Annotated in this window: 17 protein-coding genes; 7 read left to right on the top strand and 10 right to left on the bottom strand. The window is 63.9% G+C overall.

Features of this window, described 5'->3' with window-relative positions; genetic code table 11:
• Positions 1–115 precede the first annotated feature (115 nt).
• On the bottom strand, positions 116–496 hold the full coding sequence (locus H4P35_RS04750; RefSeq protein WP_217617783.1) for a hypothetical protein: 381 nt from the start codon (positions 494–496) through the stop codon (positions 116–118).
• A gap of 247 nt (positions 497–743) precedes the next feature.
• Complete coding sequence (locus tag H4P35_RS04745; RefSeq protein ID WP_226848301.1) at positions 744–1343, bottom strand: GNAT family N-acetyltransferase; 600 nt, start codon at positions 1341–1343, stop codon at positions 744–746.
• 132 nt (positions 1344–1475) lie between these two features.
• On the opposite strand from H4P35_RS04745, the gene H4P35_RS04740 reads away from it, so the two are divergent.
• From H4P35_RS04740 to H4P35_RS04730, 3 genes are all read left to right on the top strand, one after another.
• Complete coding sequence (locus H4P35_RS04740; protein WP_226848300.1) at positions 1476–4223, top strand: pitrilysin family protein; 2748 nt, start codon at positions 1476–1478, stop codon at positions 4221–4223.
• Positions 4224–4507: 284 nt separating this feature from the next.
• The gene (locus tag H4P35_RS04735) at positions 4508–4897 is read left to right on the top strand and encodes a DUF4148 domain-containing protein (RefSeq protein ID WP_062840384.1); all 390 of its coding nucleotides are present in this window, start codon (positions 4508–4510) and stop codon (positions 4895–4897) included.
• Between the two features lie 817 nt (positions 4898–5714).
• Positions 5715–5996, top strand: coding sequence for a DUF4148 domain-containing protein (locus tag H4P35_RS04730; protein WP_056321290.1), 282 nt, complete (start codon positions 5715–5717; stop codon positions 5994–5996).
• A gap of 88 nt (positions 5997–6084) precedes the next feature.
• Here H4P35_RS04730 and dnaJ read toward each other — a convergent pair whose 3' ends face one another.
• The 7 genes from dnaJ to hrcA form a co-directional block, all read right to left on the bottom strand.
• Positions 6085–7200, bottom strand: a complete 1116-nt coding sequence (gene dnaJ / locus H4P35_RS04725) for a molecular chaperone DnaJ (protein ID WP_226848299.1) — start codon at positions 7198–7200, stop codon at positions 6085–6087.
• A 109-nt stretch (positions 7201–7309) separates the two neighbouring features.
• Positions 7310–9235, bottom strand: coding sequence for a molecular chaperone DnaK (gene dnaK / locus H4P35_RS04720; RefSeq protein ID WP_056321286.1), 1926 nt, complete (start codon positions 9233–9235; stop codon positions 7310–7312).
• 84 nt (positions 9236–9319) lie between these two features.
• Complete coding sequence (locus H4P35_RS04715; protein WP_062840379.1) at positions 9320–9724, bottom strand: thioredoxin family protein; 405 nt, start codon at positions 9722–9724, stop codon at positions 9320–9322.
• Positions 9725–9737: 13 nt separating this feature from the next.
• Positions 9738–10295 carry a nucleotide exchange factor GrpE gene (grpE, locus tag H4P35_RS04710; RefSeq protein WP_056321280.1) on the bottom strand — a complete coding sequence of 186 codons (558 nt, stop codon included), beginning with the start codon at positions 10293–10295 and terminating at the stop codon, positions 9738–9740.
• 127 nt (positions 10296–10422) lie between these two features.
• Positions 10423–10659 (bottom strand): hypothetical protein, encoded by a 237-nt coding sequence (locus H4P35_RS04705; protein WP_056321277.1) that lies wholly within the window; start codon positions 10657–10659, stop codon positions 10423–10425.
• Positions 10649–11764 carry a ferrochelatase gene (gene hemH / locus H4P35_RS04700; protein ID WP_152383573.1) on the bottom strand — a complete coding sequence of 372 codons (1116 nt, stop codon included), beginning with the start codon at positions 11762–11764 and terminating at the stop codon, positions 10649–10651. Before hemH ends, H4P35_RS04705 begins: the two co-directional genes overlap by 11 nt.
• Before the next feature lie 45 nt (positions 11765–11809).
• A complete protein-coding gene (gene hrcA, locus H4P35_RS04695; RefSeq protein WP_062840377.1) occupies positions 11810–12814 on the bottom strand; it encodes a heat-inducible transcriptional repressor HrcA in 1005 nt (334 codons plus the stop codon).
• Between the two features lie 140 nt (positions 12815–12954).
• Here hrcA and H4P35_RS04690 point away from each other — a divergent pair, with 140 nt between their 5' ends.
• Together H4P35_RS04690 and recN are read left to right on the top strand one after the other, a co-directional pair.
• A complete protein-coding gene (locus H4P35_RS04690) occupies positions 12955–13854 on the top strand; it encodes an NAD kinase (protein ID WP_056321271.1) in 900 nt (299 codons plus the stop codon).
• Positions 13855–13866: 12 nt separating this feature from the next.
• On the top strand, positions 13867–15528 hold the full coding sequence (gene recN, locus H4P35_RS04685) for a DNA repair protein RecN (RefSeq protein WP_226848298.1): 1662 nt from the start codon (positions 13867–13869) through the stop codon (positions 15526–15528).
• Between the two features lie 116 nt (positions 15529–15644).
• On the opposite strand, the gene fur is transcribed toward recN, so the two are convergent.
• A complete protein-coding gene (gene fur, locus H4P35_RS04680; RefSeq protein ID WP_056321269.1) occupies positions 15645–16064 on the bottom strand; it encodes a ferric iron uptake transcriptional regulator in 420 nt (139 codons plus the stop codon).
• 154 nt (positions 16065–16218) lie between these two features.
• Here fur and H4P35_RS04675 point away from each other — a divergent pair, with 154 nt between their 5' ends.
• Both H4P35_RS04675 and dapB read left to right on the top strand, forming a co-directional pair.
• Positions 16219–16755 (top strand): outer membrane protein assembly factor BamE, encoded by a 537-nt coding sequence (locus tag H4P35_RS04675; RefSeq protein WP_226848297.1) that lies wholly within the window; start codon positions 16219–16221, stop codon positions 16753–16755.
• Between the two features lie 16 nt (positions 16756–16771).
• Positions 16772–17563 carry a 4-hydroxy-tetrahydrodipicolinate reductase gene (gene dapB, locus H4P35_RS04670; protein WP_152383570.1) on the top strand — a complete coding sequence of 264 codons (792 nt, stop codon included), beginning with the start codon at positions 16772–16774 and terminating at the stop codon, positions 17561–17563.
• The last annotated feature ends 101 nt before the right edge of the window (positions 17564–17664 follow it).

The following is a 17664-nucleotide window of genomic DNA, read 5'->3' as shown; positions in this document are numbered from 1 at the left end:
GGCCAGGATTTTAGCGACCGTGTCGCGCGCCGCCTACCGGCGTAAACGGGGCACAGGGCGAAAAAAAACCGGCGATGACGCCGGTTCAGTGAAATGTTGCCGCTTCTGGCCACTCTCAGGCGGCGCGGCTCTCCACAGATCGATGCGCGCCGTTTGCCGCATGGCGCAAACCCGGGCACTGCCGCCATGCCAATTCGTCGGCGTCCATGTCCAGGTCGAACAAATCTTGCGCGGCGGGCCACGGATGGGAGCGCGCGGTGGCGCCCTCCATTTCAAGCACATGGCCGGCAAATCCGCGAGGCGATCCGCCGCACTCCGCGAAATACCGCTGGGAACTCAGGTCCACCACGTAGGTGGTCATGTCATGGGTCAATATGGCCACGTATTGGCCGTCATCACTGGCATAAGCGTACTGAAACTGTCCTTTGATGCCGTCGCCGTTCAGGGCATTGCCGGTCAGTTGGGACAAGGCACGCGTGACGATCTCGGTCAGCATGGGTCGTTCCTCCGTAGAATGCGCCAGCAGGATGCCGGCGGCGAAGGCGCGAACGACAAGCACCGGCGCCGCGCGGCGGCGGCGTCTGGCGTTGGACGGGAAGCCGGTGAAACGGCTGTCGCGCATCCCGTCATCAACAGCGAATGCGTGCTTAAAAGCTTACACCCGCGACCGGAACCGATTCAAATCCCCAGGGAAATCAGAGTTGCTGCGCCGCAGCATCAAGCCGGATGCGGCTTCGCGCCGCTTATGCCGCCGCAAACACCGCAGCGTCTGTAGCGCCCCCCGCGTCGCGCCGGCGGCGCCAGGCGTCCCGCCCGATGCGGTACAGCACATGGGCGCGCAAAGGATGGCCTGCCGGCACGGCGGGGTGATCGAAGGGCTGCGGGTCGGCCACCATGCCCAGGCGGTCCATTACGGCGCGGGACCGCAGGTTGTCCGTGGCGGTGAAGGCGACGATCTCATCCAGCGCGACCTGCTCGAAGCCCACGCCAAGGGCCGCGCCGGCCGCCTCGCTGGCGTAGCCCCGTCCCCAGAATGGCTGCGCCAGACGCCAGCCGATTTCCACCCCGGGCGCAAACGGCAACGCAGGCGCCAGCGGCTTGATGCCTACAAAGCCGATGAAGGGCGCCACGCCGGGCGCTTCCACCGCCCAGAAGCCCCAGCCGTGCTCGTCGATGCCCGCGGCCAGCCTGTCGGCCAGCGCATCGCTTTCCTGGGGCGTGAGCGGCAGCAGGAACTGCGTCACGGTCGGGTCCGCGTTCAGGGCCGCAAAGGGCTTGCGATCGGAGGCCCGCCATTGCCGCAGCACCAGACGGGGCGTTTGGACTTCGACGGTCAGGGACATAGGAATTTCCTCGGCATTGCGGCGGGCGCTGAAGCGATGCGGCGGCTTTGGCGGGAGGCCCGCCGCAGCGCCTGAACCATTGCCAACGTATACACTCCAACGGATTCTGCCATGCCAAAGGAATGATCCGCCATGCGCTTGTCCCTGTCGAAGCTGCCGCGCCCCCTGGGCGTGCTGCTGTTTTCCTCCTTCCTGGCCTTTCAGGCCGGAGCCGCCAGCCTGCCGGCCGGCGTCACGGAGGCCGCCTCGATCGAAGGCATCACCGAATACCGCCTGGCCAATGGCCTGCGGGTGCTCCTGGTACCCGATGAATCCAAGCCGTCCACCACGGTCAACATGACCTACCTGGTGGGCTCGCGCAACGAAAACTACGGCCAGACCGGCATGGCGCACCTCTTGGAACACATGCTGTTCAAGGGCACGTCCACCACGCGTAACGCGATGGGCGAGTTCTCGCGCCGCGGCCTGCAGGCCAACGGGTCGACTTCCAGCGACCGTACCAACTATTTCGCCAGCTTCGCGGCCAACCCCGAGACGCTGAAGTGGTATCTCGGCTGGCAGGCCGATGCGATGGTCAATTCGCTGATCGCCAAGGAAGACCTGGACTCGGAAATGACCGTGGTCCGCAACGAAATGGAAAGCGGCGAGAACAATCCTTTCCGCATCCTGATGCAGAAGATGCAGTCGGCGGCCTACCAATGGCACAGCTACGGCAAAAACACGATCGGCGCCCGCTCGGACGTTGAAAACGTGGACATCGCGCAGCTGCGCGCCTTCTACCACGAGTACTACCAGCCCGATAACGCCGTGCTGATCGTGGCGGGCAAGTTCGACCCGCAGACGACGCTGGCGGACATCGAGGCCACACTGGGCAAGCTGCCCAAGCCCGACCGCAAGCTGCCGCCGGAATACACGGTAGAGCCGGCGCAGGACGGCGAGCGGTCGGTGACGCTGCGCCGCACGGGCGGCACGCCGCTGGTCGCGGCGATGTATCACATCCCCGCCGGCGCCAGCGCGGACTTCGTGCCGTTCGACCTGGCCACCACGATCCTGGCCGACACGCCGTCGGGCCGTCTGTACCATGCGCTGGTTCCGACCAAGCTGGCCTCGGGCGTGTTCGGTTTCACGATGGAAAATCTGGATCCGGGACTGGCGATGTTCGCCGCGCAACTGACGCCGGGCAAGGACCTGGACGCGGCCATGAAGGCGCTGACGGGCACGCTGGAGTCGCTCGACAAAAAGCCGTTCACGCAGCAGGAGCTGGATCGCGCGCGCAGCAAGTGGCTGACCTCGTGGGAACAGACCTACAGCGACCCCGAACAAGTCGGCGTGGCGCTATCTGAAGCGATCGCCGCGGGTGACTGGCGTCTCTTTTTCCTGCAGCGCGACCGCGCGCGCCAGGCTACGCTGGCCGAAGTGCAAAAGGCCGCGACGACCTATCTGGTGCAGAGCAACCGCATCGAAGGCCGCTACATCCCGACCGAAAAGCCGGTGCGCGCGCCGCAGACGCAGCGCGTGGACCTCACGGCGGTGTTCAAGGACTACAAGGGCGATCCGGACTTCAAGGCCGCCTCGGCGTTCGATCCCTCGCCGGCCAACATCGACAAGCTGACCAAGCGCACGACGCTTGACCTGCCCAATGGCCCGGTGAAACTGGCGCTGTTGCCCAAGGCCACGCGCGGCAGCCGCGTGCAGGCGCAGATGCTGATTCAATTCGGCAACGAAAAGGACCTGCTGGGCCAACGCGTGAATTCCAGCGCGGCCGCCGACCTGCTGCTGCGCGGCACGGACAAGCTGACGCGCCAGGACATTCAGGACCGTCTGGACAAGCTGCAGGCCGAGCTGGGCTTTAGCGGCGGCGGCACGACGCTGAAGGTAGCGATGTCGACCAAGGGCGAAAATCTGCCGGAGCTGACGGCGCTGGCGCTGGAGATCATCCGCAACGCCAGCTTCCCGAAGGAACAGGTCGAGGAATACCAGCGTCAGCTCGAGACCTCGATCCAGAACGCGATGACGGAGCCGTCGGCCCTGGCCGGCCGTACGCTGGCCCGCCACGACAATCCGTGGCCTGCCGATGACCTGCGTTACGTGCCGACGTTCGAAGAGTCGCTGGCCAGCGTGCGCGCGCTGAATCGCGAGGCACTGGCCAAGTTCCACGCGAAGTTCTACGGCGCGGGCGACATCGAGTTCTCGGCGGTGGGCGATTTCGAACCGGAAGCGGTGGAAAAATCGCTGCGCGCGGGACTTGCCGGCTGGAAGAAGGCGCCGGCCTATACCCGCGTGCCGAACCCGTATCGCGACGTGCCGGCCAAGCAGTTCGACATCAATACGCCGGACAAGGCCAACGCGTTCTATCTGTCGCGCATGCCGCTTAAGCTGCAGGACACGGACGCGGATTATGCGGCGCTGTATCTGGCCAACTATCTGTTCGGCGCGTCGGAAACGTCGCGGCTGTGGAACCGGGTGCGCGAGACCGAGGGCCTGTCGTACAACGTGCGCAGCTCGCTGTCGGTATCGTCGTTCGAACCTGCCGCAAACTGGAGCATCTACGCGATCTACGCGCCGCAGAATCGCGAGCGCCTCGAGAAGGCAATCAATGAAGAACTGGCGCGGGTCCTGAAGGATGGCTTCTCGGACAAGGAAATCTCGGAGGGCATCACGGCGCTGCTGAACTACCGCAATCTGGCGCGCGCGCAGGACGATGTATTGGCCAGCACCTGGCTGGACTATCTGGAGCGTGGCCGCACGTTTGCGTGGTCGGCCGAGATGGACAAGAAGATCTCGGCCTTGACGCCTGACGCGGTGAACGCCGCGCTGCGCAAGTACGTGCGTCCGGACGGATTCAGCACGGCGCTGGCGGGTGACTTCAAGAAGCCCTGACGCATCGCTAATTGCAAAACCCCTGCTTCGGCAGGGGTTTTTTTTGCATAGTCGATCTGTTCCCCTGGAGCGGGAAGGTGGGAAACGGATTCAACCATTCCATTGATGGGGATAATTTGTCGTCCTGAATCTATTACTCGGTTATTTGGAAAGATGTTTTCAAGGAATAAGGGTTTATCCCAGGATGGATGACGAGGACAATTCAGTTCATCGGGAACAGCAAACGAACACGACGGAGCGCCGCCGGATTCGGTCCCCATTTACGACGAATTGGAGGTCTCATCATGAAAACCCTAGCCACCACCCTTTTCCTATCCCTGGCCCTGGCCGGTGTCGGCGCACAAGCCGCCGGCGTTGAGCAAGCAAAGAGCAGCGCCCAGGTGGCGACTGAACTGCACGAAGCGAAAGTCAGCGGCCAGTACACCTTCGGCGAGCTGGACTATCCGCCCGCCCTGCCCCAAAAGACCAGCCTGAGCTCGCAAGAAGTGCAAGCCCAGCTGCAACAAGCCAAGGTCAGCGGCCAATACACGTTCGGCGAATTGCAGTACCCGCCGGTCGCCGCCGCCACGGGCGCCGCGAAGTCGCGCGCCGACGTCCAGCAGGAACTGGCGCAAGCGAAGGCCAGCGGTCAATACACGTTCGGCGAGCTCGAATACCCGCCGATCAGCCGGTGAGCTGCTTGCTGTAGCCCGGCCGGCCTCGGGCGGCATCATGGCCTGAGGCCGGTATTTTCGGCACACAGCGGCGGTTGAAGTAGCAGTAGTTGAAGTTGAAGTAGCAATCGAAGTTGCTGTGATGTAGTTGCAGTCAGCAGTTGAAGTTCGCAGTTGAAGTTCGCAGTTGAAGTTGAAGTTGCTGTACTAGTAGTTGCAGTTGCAGTAGTGAAGAGGCCGTGGCGATGCGTCGCGGTCTCTTTTTTTGTCGGTTCAGGACTGGCGGGGATCTGGGTTCTTTTGGCGCCCGGCGCGGCCACGGCGCCCGGCGCGTGGGGCCACGATTGCGGTCCGGAGCCTTCGCTCCGGACTTCCCCTGCCTCATCCTCGTCATCGCCTACGGCGATTCCTTCGGATTCCGTTGGGCTTATCGACGCCCCACGCACCGGGCGCCGCAGCCACACCGGGCTCGCGGTGTCGGAAACAAGACGGGCGTCGGGGCGGGTGGTTTGCTTGGCGTTTTTTTCGCGGTTTTAGTTGTTTGGAAGATCTTGCGGGGCCCGCGCTGCGTCGGCCGCGCGGGCGGCCTCGCAGCGCTTACGCGATGTGGTTCGGTTTCGGGTGCTCGCTGCGCGCGGCTGGCTCCGAAATCCCCATTCCCTATATCCGTAATTTTTAGAAACCCTTCGATTTCTTGGCAATTTGGAAGGTGGTTTCATGCGTGCGGGTTTATTCGAGTTTCTTACGGTACGCCGCATCGGCCCTCTTGATATGTGCTGGGCCGTGATGCAGGGACGCGGGACTCGATCTCTCTTAAAACAAACTGGAGCTCTCACACATGAAAATCCTGGCCACCACGCTGTTCTTTTCCCTGGCCCTGGCCAGCACCGGCGCACATGCGGCGGGCGCTGAACACGGGAAGTCCGGCTCTCAGGTCGCGGCCGAGTTGCAGGAAGCCAAGCTGACCGGCCAGTACACGTTTGGCGAAATGGACTATCCCGCCGCTTTGCCCCGCACCTCCGGCCTGACCGAACAGGAAGTGCGGGCCGAACTTCAACAAGCCAAGGCCAATGGCGAATACACCTTTGGCGAACTGGATTACCCGCCGGTCGCTCGATAAGCAGCCGGATGTGGGCGGGCCGATATTGAAAGGCCCGAAAAAAAAGCCGCGACTCTCGTCGCGGCTTTTTTGCTGAAGATCGGCGTGATCAGCTGAAGAATTCCTTGACGCGGTCCGTCCAGGATTTGCTTTGCGGCGAGTGGCGGTCGCCGCCGTCGTTCAACGACGCTTCGAACTGGCGCAGGATGTTCTTCTGGTCTTCGCTCAGGCGCACCGGCGTTTCCACCACGACGTGGCAGTAGAGGTCGCCGGGGTAGCTGCCGCGCACGCCGCGGATGCCCTTGCCGCGCAGGCGGAAGGTCTTGCCGGACTGGGTACCCTCGGGGATGGAGATCTCGGCCTTGCCGCCCAGCGTGGGCACCTGGAGTTCGCCGCCCAATGCCGCGGTGGTGAACGGGATGGTCAGCTCGCAGTGCAGGTCGTCGCCATCGCGCTGGAAGATCTTGTGCTGCTTGATGTGGATTTCCACATACAAGTCGCCCGGAGGGCCGCCATTGATGCCGGGTTCGCCATTGCCGCTGGAGCGGATGCGCATGCCGTCGTCGATGCCGGCCGGGATCTTGACCTGGAGGGTCTTGTTGCGGCGGATGCGGCCGACGCCGTCGCAGGACGGGCACGGGTCGGTGATTTCCTTGCCATTGCCGTGGCAGGTCGGGCAGGTTTGCTGGACGCTGAAGAAACCTTGCTGCATGCGCACGGCGCCCGAGCCGCCGCAAGTGCGGCAGGTCTTGGGCGAGGTGCCGGGCTTGGCGCCGGAGCCGTGGCAGGTGTCGCAGTTTTCCCAGCTGGGGACGCGGATTTCCGTGTCGAAACCGGCGGCTGCCTGTTCGAGGGTGATTTCCAGCGCGTATTTGAGGTCGGCGCCGCGGTACACCTGGGGACCGCCGCCACGACGGCCACCGCCGCCGCCGCCGAAGATTTCGCCAAAGATGTCGCCGAACGCGTCGGCGAAACCGCCGCCCATGCCGGCGGCATTGGGGTCGACGCCGGCGTGACCGTAGCGGTCGTACGCGGCGCGCTTTTGCTCATCGCCCAGGACCTCGTAGGCTTCCTTGGCTTCCTTGAACTTCTCTTCGGCTTCTTTGCTGTCCGGATTGCGGTCCGGGTGGTATTTCATGGCCAGCTTTCGATAGGCCTTCTTGAGATCGTCGTCCGAGGCGTTTTTTGCCACGCCCAAGACGTCGTAATAGTCGCGTTTTGCCATGATCCGTGGGCTCGAAACCGAGCCTTCTTTTCAGTGCTACAGAATGAGTTCGCCCGGTAGGCGGATTTCTCCGGCTACCGGGCGGCAGAGGCAGGTCAGCGCCCGGCCATTATTGGTCGCGCTTGACTTCCTTGAAGTCGGCGTCGACGACATTGTCGTCCACCGGCTTCGCGTTGTCGGCCGCTTGCTGCTGGCCGGCGGCTTGCTGCGCCTGCATGTCGGCGTACATCTTTTCGCCGAGCTTTTGCGATGCGGTCGACAGGGCTTCCACCTTGGCGTCGATCGCGGCCTTGTCGCCTTCCTTCAGCGTGTCTTCCAGGTCCTTGATGGCGGCTTCGATGCTTTCCTTTTCGGAAGCTTCGAGCTTGTCGCCGTACTCGGTCAACGACTTGCGGGTGGCATGCACCAGCGCATCGGCCTGGTTACGCGACTGGGCCAGTTCGGCGACGCGGTGATCTTCCTCGGCGTTGGCCTCGGCATCCTTGACCATGCGCTGGATCTCGTCTTCCGACAGACCCGAGTTGGCCTTGATGGTGATCTTGTTTTCCTTGCCGGTGCCCTTGTCCTTGGCGGACACGTGCAGGATGCCGTTGGCGTCGATGTCGAACGTGACTTCGATCTGCGGCATGCCGCGCGGCGACGGCGGGATACCTTCGAGGTTGAACTCGCCCAGGGCCTTGTTGCCCGCGGCGATTTCGCGCTCGCCCTGGAACACCTTGATCGTCACGGCCGGCTGGTTGTCGTCAGCGGTCGAGAACGTCTGCGAGAACCGGGTCGGGATCGTGGTGTTCTTCTGGATCATCTTGGTCATGACGCCGCCCAGGGTTTCGATACCCAGGGACAACGGCGTGACGTCCAGCAGCAGCACGTCCTTGCGGTCGCCCGACAGCACGGAGCCCTGAATGGCGGCGCCAGCGGCGACGGCTTCATCGGGGTTCACGTCCTTGCGCGGATCCTTGCCGAAGAATTCCTTCACCTTTTCCTGAACCTTGGGCATGCGGGTCATGCCGCCGACCAGGATCACGTCGTCGATGTCGGAGACCTTCACGCCGGCGTCCTTGATGGCGACGCGGCAGGGCTCGATCGTGCGTTCGATCAGTTCTTCGACCAGCGCTTCCAGCTTGGCGCGCGTGATCTTCAGGTTCAAGTGCTTGGGACCGGAGGCATCGGCCGTGATGTACGGCAGGTTGATTTCGGTCTGCTGCGCGGACGACAGTTCGATCTTGGCCTTTTCGGCGGCTTCCTTCAGGCGTTGCAGCGCCAGCACGTCCTTGGACAGGTCAACGCCTTGTTCCTTCTTGAACTCGGCAATGATGTAGTCGATGATGCGCTGGTCGAAGTCTTCGCCGCCCAGGAAGGTGTCGCCGTTGGTCGACAGCACTTCGAACTGCTTTTCGCCGTCCACGTCGGCGATTTCGATGATGGACACGTCGAACGTGCCGCCGCCCAGGTCATAGACAGCGATCTTGCGGTCGCCCTTTTCGGTCTTGTCCAGGCCGAACGCCAGCGCCGCGGCGGTGGGTTCGTTGATGATGCGCTTGACTTCCAGGCCCGCGATGCGGCCGGCGTCCTTGGTGGCCTGGCGCTGGCTGTCGTTGAAGTAGGCGGGCACGGTGATGACGGCCTCGGTCACTTCTTCGCCCAGGTAGTCCTCGGCGGTCTTCTTCATCTTGCGCAGCACGTCGGCCGACACTTGGGGAGGCGCCATCTTCTTGCCGCGCACTTCAACCCAGGCGTCGCCGTTGTCGGCCTTGACGATGGCGTAGGGCATCAGGTTGATGTCCTTCTGCACTGCCTTTTCTTCGAACTTGCGGCCAATCAGGCGCTTCACGGCGTAGAGCGTGTTGCGCGGGTTGGTCACGGCCTGGCGCTTGGCAGGCGCGCCGACCAGAGTCTCGCCGTCATCCATGTAGGCAACGATGGAGGGGGTGGTGCGAGCACCTTCGGCGTTTTCGATGATCTTGACCTGCCCGCCGTCCATGACAGCCACGCAGCTGTTGGTCGTTCCCAGGTCAATGCCAATAATCTTGCTCATGGTGGGTTACCTTGATTATTAAATCTATGAAAAATTGGGGAAAACTGCTTGTCCCCCCATAACTGGGGCTGCCCAAAGGGTTTTTCAAGACGCCGGGCTGGAATTTTCGGCGCCCGATTCCTGCAGGCGGTGGATCGCCGCCGTGAACTGGGGCAATCCGGGCCAGCCGGTGATGCGCCCCAGGCGCTTGCCGGACCGGTACAGCACAAAAGTGGGGACGCCATGCAACGAAAAGCGGCGTCCCAGCGGTTCATCCGCATAGACATCTGCTTCGAACCACGTCAGGCCAAGCCCCACCAGCGTTTCCTGGTGCAGCAGCGCCGCCTGTTTGAACAGATTGCAGTTGTAGCAATCCTGGCCCCACAGAAAGACACAGCGCAGGTCCGCCCCGGGCGCTTGCACCACGGCCGCATCGAATCCCGCGGTGTCGACATGGCGCATGCCGAACACCTGGAATACCTGGGCCGGGTCAAAGCGCGGGTCGGTCATGGTGGGACGCGGTTCAGCCCTGCCCGGCCGACACGACCACCAGCGCCGGGCGCAAGGTACGGTCGGCAATCACATAGCCCTTCTGCAGCAGTTGCACCACCGTGTTGGCGGGCTGCTCGTTGGGAATGGACGAAATGGCCTGGTGCTGGTGCGGATCGAACTTGTCGCCCTGGGCCGGCGCGATTTCCTTGAGCAGGTTGCGCTCGAACGCGGCGGCAAGCTGCTTGAGGGTGACTTCGACGCCTTCGCGCAGGGTTTCGACCGTCTGATCGGGCTGGGCCAGGGCAGCTTCCAGGCTGTCCTTGACCGGAACCAGGCTTTCGGCGAACGACTCGATGCCGAACTTGCGCGCCTTGGACACTTCTTCCTGGGCGCGGCGGCGCACGTTTTCGGCTTCGGCTTGCACACGCAGAAGCTGGTCGTGCTGCTCGTTGACGGTAGCCTGGGCGGCGTCCAATTGGGCGCGCAACTCGTTCAGCTCGGCCTGCGCGGCGTCCTGGGCGGCGGGAGCCGCATCGGCGCTCTGGCCGACTTCGGGCGCCTGGTCAGCAGGCTCGTGGGGTGCCGTCATGGGGAATCCTCCAAAAAGAATGGCTTTCGCAGACATGAATGGGGGCCAATACCCCTAATTCAAGCCCGGTTAAGCGAAATATTCCCCGGGGCGCGGCCCGAAGGCCGGGCGCCCGCTGACCGAACGGCTACTTCTTGCTGGGCTGGGCGGGGGCCACGGGGTCGCTGGCCGGAAAACTTTCCTTCAGCGCGCGGTCCACGCGCTTGTCATCGGCGTCCGGGTCCGAGGGAATCGCGACCGGGTCGCTGGCCGGGAACGTATCGGCCAGGGCCTCGTCCAGGTCATGTTCGACGCGGTCCTCGTCGACGGGAGTGGTGACTTTGCCCTTCTTGACCGTCTTTCCAGTCTTGGGATCATGGTGCATGCGCCTTCTCCTTCAAGTCCGTGGCTGCTGGTATCCACCCCTGCAAGTTTCGTTCCACCAGACCGGACAGCCCCGCGATCCAGGCCGGGTCGTCATTGATGGCAGGAATGTAACGGAACTGTTTGCCCCCCGCCTCGAGAAAGGCGTCGCGGCATTCCAGGCTGATTTCTTCCAGGGTTTCCAGACAGTCTGCCACAAATCCCGGGCACACCACATCGACCTCCGTGACGCCGGAAGCCGCCAGGGCCTTCAGGGTCGGCTCGGTGTAAGGCTCCAGCCAGCGGGCCGAGCCGAACCGGCTCTGGAAGGTCACTTCGATCTGGTCGCGGGGCAGGGACAGCCGCTGCGCCAGGAGCCGGGCGGTTTCCATGCAGTCGCGGTAGTAGGGATCGCCCAGTTCGATGGAGTAGCGCGGCAGGCCGTGAAAGCTCATGACGAGTTTCTGCGGCTTGCCATGCTCGGCCCAGTAGCGCTCGATGCGCGCGGCGAGCGGGTCCAGGTAGGCGGGCTCGTCGTGAAAGCGCTTGATGAAGCGCATCTCCGGCTGATCGCGCAGCTTGCCCATGTAGCGAGTGACCGCGTCGACCACGGTGGCGGTGGTGCTGGCGGCGTACTGGGGATACAGCGGCACCGTCAGGATGCGCTCGCAGCCCTGCTTGCGCATGTTCGCGATCACCTGGGGGATGGAGGGGTTGCCATAGCGCATGCCCAGCTCGACCACGGCATCCACGCCGGCCGCCTGCAGGGCGGCGCGCACGCCATCGGTCTGGCGTTGGCTGTAGACCATCAGGGGCGAGCCGCCCTCCATCCAGATGCCGGCGTAGCGCGGCTCCAGCCGCTTGGGCCGGCGCACGAGCACAATGCCGTGCAGGATGGGTTTCCAGAGATAGCGCGGGATTTCGATGACGCGCGGGTCGGACAGGAATTCGCCGAGATACTTGCGGATGTCCTTGGGCGACGTCGTGTCGGGCGTGCCCAGGTTGACGAGCAGCACGCCGACCTTGCCGGGCACGCGCGGCGGCGGATCCTCGTTGAAGGGATCTTCTTGGTGGGGCTCAGGAAGGTAGCGCTCAGGCCAGAGATACTTGAACAGGCGAAGAAACACAAAAACTCCCCTTCCTCCGCAAGGAGGATGTAGCTTTGAATGGGACTACTGGTTGTGGCTGAGGGCGTTGGACAGCAGGCGCGCCGTGATGTCCACGATGGGTATGACCCGCTCGTAGGCCATGCGGGTCGGACCGATGACACCCAGGGTGCCGACCACCTTGCCGTCGACGCCGTAAGGCGCCGTGATGACGGAGACGTCTTCCAGGGGCACCAGTTGCGAATCGCCGCCGATGTAGATCTGCACGCCCTGCGCGCGGCTCGAGACGTCCAGCAATTGCAGCAGATCGGTTTTTTTCTCGAACAGCGAAAACATCTTGCGCAGCCGGTCCATGTCGGACGCGATGTCGGTGACGTCCAGCAGCTTGCGCTCCCCCGAGATGACCACGGCGTCGCCGTCCTCGGCCGCTTCGGCGCTGGCCTCGACGGCGGCCTGCATCAGGCGCGAGATGTCTTCGCGCAACTGGGCCAGCTCGGTCGACAACGTCTGGCGCACGGCATTGAACGACTTGCCGGCGAAGTGCATGTTGAAGAAGTTGCCGGCTTCCAGGAGCTCGGATTCGGCGTAATCCCGCTGGACGAAAAGGATGCGGTTCTGCACGTCGCCATCGGGCGTCACGATGATGAGCAGGACGCGTTTGTCGGACAGGCGGATGAATTCGATCTGCCGGAACACCTGCGCCCGCTTGGGCGTGAGGACCACGCCGGCGAATTGCGTCAGGTTGGACAGCAGCGCCGCGGCCGCATTGACCGCGCGGGTGGGTTCGGCGGCCGAGAGCATTTCGCCCATGTTGTGCGGCTGCAGCTGGTACGACTGCACCGACAGCAGCGAATCGACGAACATGCGGTATCCGCGCGGCGTGGGAACACGGCCGGCGGAGGTGTGCGGACTGTGGATCAGTCCCAGCTCTTCCAGGTCCGCCATGACGTTGCGGATGGTGGCCGGAGACAAGTCAAAGACTTTAGATAGCGTCCGCGAGCCGACTGGCTGCCCATCGGCGATGTAGCGTTCTATCAACGCTTTCAGTAAAGCGCGTGCGCGGTCATCCATAGCGGCTATTTTAGGGAATCTTTTCAGGTTGAGGCGATTTTTGTCCCGCAACACAATATACGGCCCCATATAATCGGCTAATTGGCCCATTCTGGGCACGTTCAGCTTTGCGGTTTCGCCCTTTTCATTCCTACGCAGCCATGCATTTTCCTATAGTCGCCCTGATCGGCAGATACCAGGACACCGGCCTGGACACACCGCTGAGAGCACTTGCGCACGCGCTGACGCAGGCGGGCCGCCATGTGCTGATCGATGCGGACACGGCGCGCAATACCGGGCTGACCGAATACCCCATCGCCACGCTCGAGGAAATCGGCAAGACCGCCTCGCTCACCGTGGTCATGGGCGGCGACGGCACCGTGCTGGGCGCCAGCCGCCATCTCGCGCCCTACGGCATGCCGCTGATCGGCATCAACCACGGGCGCCTGGGCTTCATCACCGACATCGCCCTGCAGGACGCGCACGCGGCGCTCGCCCGGGTGCTCGAAGGCAGCTTCCAGATCGAAGACCGCATGCTGCTCGAAGGCAGCGTGTGGCGCGGCGACCAGAAGATGTATTCCGCGTCGGCCCTGAACGACGTGGTCCTGAACCGCGCGGGCCGCGGCGGCATGATCGAGGTCCGGGTCGAACTTGACGGCGCCTTCATGTATACGCAGCGCGCCGACGGCCTGATCATCGCCACGCCCACCGGCTCCACGGCCTATGCGTTGTCGGCCAATGGCCCCATCCTGCACCCGGGCATGAATGCCATGGTGCTGGTGCCGGTGGCGCCGCAAACGCTGTCGAACCGACCCATCGTCATCCCGGACACCGGCGTGCTCAACATGACGCTCACGGCCATGGGCCGCGTCGAAGTCGGCGCCAGCGTGCACTTCGACATGCAGACCTGGTCCGACCTGCAACCGGGCGACCGCATCGTCGTGCAGCGCGCACCCTACACCATCCGATTCGTGCATCCCGAAGGCTACAGCTTCTTTTCCACCCTGCGCCGCAAACTGCACTGGAACCTGATGCCCGAAGCCTCCGACAACGTAGAGTAATTAGCGCCCCTTATGCTGCGCACCCTGCACATCCGCGACTTCGTCATCGTCGAACAGACCGAGATCCACTTTGGCCCCGGCTTCACCGTCTTTTCGGGAGAAACGGGCGCCGGCAAATCCATCCTGGTCGATGCGCTGGCGCTCACCCTCGGAGAGCGCGGCGATGCCAGCATGTTGCGCGAAGGCGCGGCCCGTGCCGACATCACCGCGGTGTTCGACACCCCGTCGGCGCTGCAGGCGTGGCTGGCCGAACGCGAAATCGACGCCGACGACGAACTCTCACTGCGCCGCGTCATCGATGCGCAAGGCCGCAGCCGCGCTTATATCAACGGCACCCCGGCCACCGTGGCGCAATTGCGCGAACTGGGCAACAGCCTGGTCGACATCCACGGCCAGCACGCGCACCAAAGCCTGATGCGTCCCGACGCCCAACGCGACCTGCTGGACGCGCACGGCGGCCATGGCGAGCTTCGCCACGCGGTTGGCCAGGCATGGAAGCAGTGGCGCGCCTTGGCTCGTCAGCTGGAATCGGCCGAAAAAGACGCCGAAAGTCTGGCCTCCGAACGTGAACGCCTGCAATGGCAGGTCGACGAACTGGACCGGCTGAACCTCGGACCGGACGAATGGGACGCCCTGCAATCCGAGCACACGCGCCTCTCGCATGCGCAATCGCTGCTGGATGGCGCCTCGCAAATCCTTGAAATGCTGGACGGCGAAGGCGATTCGGCGCATCACCGTCTGACGGCCGCGAACCAGCGCCTGCAGCAGATGCTGCGGCACGATCCGGGCCTCAAGGGTGTCCATGACGAACTGGAATCGGCACGCATCGCCATCAGCGAAGCCGTGTCCGACCTGAACAACTACGTCAGCCGGGTCGATCTGGACCCCAAGCGACTCGCCGACGTGGAAGCGCGGCTGGGACTGGTGTTCGAGACCGCCCGCAAATTCCGCACCGATCCCGATGCCCTGTGCGAGCTGCGCGAATCGCTACATGCGGAGCTTGCGGCCTTGCAGGCCGCCGGCGACATCGACGCGTTGCGCGCCCAGGCGGCCGCGGCGCAGGCGCAATACGACGCGGCCGCCGCCAAGCTGACCACCGCCCGGCGCAAGGTCGCCAAGGATCTGGGCAAACAGGTCACCCAGGCCATGCAGACGCTCGCGATGCAGGGTGGCCGCTTTGAACCCACGCTCGCCCCGTCGGCGCCGTCCGCGCACGGCAACGAACAGGTCGAATTCCTGGTGGCCGGTCACGCCGGCACCACGCCGCGTCCGCTGGCCAAGGTCGCCTCGGGCGGCGAACTGTCACGTATCTCGCTTGCGCTGTCGGTCATCGCCAGCCGCGCGGCGCGCGTGCCCACGCTAATCTTCGACGAAGTGGACAGCGGCGTGGGCGGCGCGGTGGCCGAATCCGTCGGCAAGCTGCTGCGCGAACTGGGCGAACGCCATCAGGTGCTGTGCGTCACCCACTTGCCCCAGGTGGCCGCGTGCGCCAACAACCAGTTCCTGGTCAGCAAGGCCGAGTCCCGCGGCACCACCCGGTCCAGCATCGAACCGCTGGACGCCCCGGCCCGCGTCGAGGAAATCGCGCGGATGCTGGGCGGCATGACGCTCACGGCCACCACCCGCGAACACGCGCGCGAAATGCTGGAAGGGTTCGGCCAGACAACGCCTTGAGTCTGCGGCCTGCCGGCATCACTGGCCCCAACATGCAAAAGCCCCTTCGTGCAGAAGGGGCTTTTGTTTTTGGCTACGCAGCCGGATGTACCGGCCTGACGGCTGCCCGCCCAGGCTTAGCGGCCTTTGAGGCAGCTGCCGCAGATGCCGTATAGCACCATCGCGTGGCTTTCCAGCGCGAAGGCGTTGTCTTTGGCGATCTTTTGCTGGCGCTTTTCGATCTCGGGATCCGAGAACTCGACGACCTTTCCGCAGTTGGTGCAGATCAGGTGGTCGTGGTGGTCGCCGTCGTTGAGCTCGAAAACGGCCTTGCCGCTGTCGAATTGGCTGCGCGCCAGGATGCCGGCCTGCTCGAACTGCGTCAGCACGCGGTAGACGGTAGCCAGGCCGATTTCGACGTTTTCGCCGATCAGGGCGCGGTAGACGTCTTCGGCGCTCAGGTGCCGTTCACCCGATTTGCGGAAAATATCAAGAATCTTCAGGCGCGGGAAAGTCGCCTTCAAACCCATGTTTTTCAGTTCGCTTTGGTCGCTCATGGTGTAATCGCTCTCCGTCCGCGTTGGCATGGGCAAGGACTGGGGTCACCGCAAGCCGGCTCGCCGAATTCATGCCGCCTCGCGGAACTATCCTTATGAAACCTTTATGATAACGGTTTTGCTTGCTTCCAAATAATAGGGGCGCGTAGTGTCCATGTTTGCACGTATTCCCTCCCGCTCTCTGAAGACCGGTTTGGCCGTTGCCGCCCTGGCCGTCGCCTTGGCGGGCTGCACCTCGAACAAATGGGGCTTCCCGTACAAGGCGCCGGTCCAGCAGGGTAACTGGATCACGCAGGAACAGGTTGCGCTGCTCCAGCCCGGCATGACCCGTGAACAAGTCCGCTTCGCGCTCGGCAGCCCCACGCTCACCAGCGTGCTGCACGCCAATCGCTGGGACTACCCGTACTACTTCAAGCCGGGCTACGGCAACCCGCAAGAGCGCAAGTTCACCGTCTGGTTCGAAAACGACCGTCTCACGCGCTGGGAAGGCGACAAGCAGCCCGATCTGCAGCCCTACCAGATCAACACGCCGGACGCCGTTGCCGACGAAAAGGCCGACAAGCGCCTGGCCCGGGACGAAGCCCGCGTCGAGCAAGAGCAGGACGAACAGAAGCGCGACACCGATGCACCCGCCAGCCCGCTCAACCAGTATCCGGGCCAGCCCGGCATCTCACCCGAGCCGCTGCGTTAAATCCAAGGACTTTTTTATGCGTATTGCTATCGCCGGCGCAAACGGCCGCATGGGCCAGATGTTGATCGAGGCCATCCTGAAGGCCGACGGCCTGGAACTGGCCGTTGCGCTGGACGTGCCGGGCTCGGCCGCGCTGGGCCGCGACGCCGGCGCCACGCTGGGCAAGCAGACCGGGGTTGCCATCACCGACGACCTGGACGCGCTTGCAAGCGCTGACTGCCTCATCGATTTCACCCGCCCGGAAGGCACGCTCAAGCATCTGCAGGCTTGCGTGAAGCACGGCGTGAAGGCCGTCATCGGCACCACCGGCTTTGACGACAACGGCCGCGCCGCAATCGAGGTTGCCGCGCAAAAGACCGCCATCGTGTTCGCCCCCAACATGAGCGTGGGCGTCAACGCGACGCTCAAGCTGCTGGACATGGCCGCCCGCATCCTGAACGCCGGCTACGACGTCGAAGTGTTCGAAGCCCATCACCGCAACAAGGTCGATGCGCCTTCCGGCACGGCGCTGAAGATGGGCGAGACCATCGCGTCGGCCTGGGACGTCGCACTGCCCGACGTTGCCACCTGGAGCCGCCACGGCGACACCGGCGTGCGCAAGCCCGGCACCATCGGTTTTTCGGTGCTGCGCGGCGGCGATATCGTTGGCGATCACACGGTGTCGTTCTGCGGCATCGGCGAGCGCATCGAGATCACGCACCGCTCGTCCAGCCGGGCCACTTACGCCGAAGGCGCGCTGCGCGCTGCGCGCTTCCTCGAGGGCAAGACCAACGGTCTTTACGACATGCAGTCCGTGCTGGGGCTGTGATTTCCGGCGCCAAAGGCAAAGGACCCCGCGGGGTCCTAATGAGATGGTCAGCCCGATCCCCACGAAGCGGTACGCTGAGTGGGGATTGTTCTTTCTGGGAG

The organism is Achromobacter sp. 77 (assembly GCF_020541125.1).
In the GTDB taxonomy this organism is placed as follows: domain Bacteria; phylum Pseudomonadota; class Gammaproteobacteria; order Burkholderiales; family Burkholderiaceae_B; genus Achromobacter; species Achromobacter mucicolens.
This window is presented reverse-complemented; position numbering and strand designations above follow the sequence as displayed.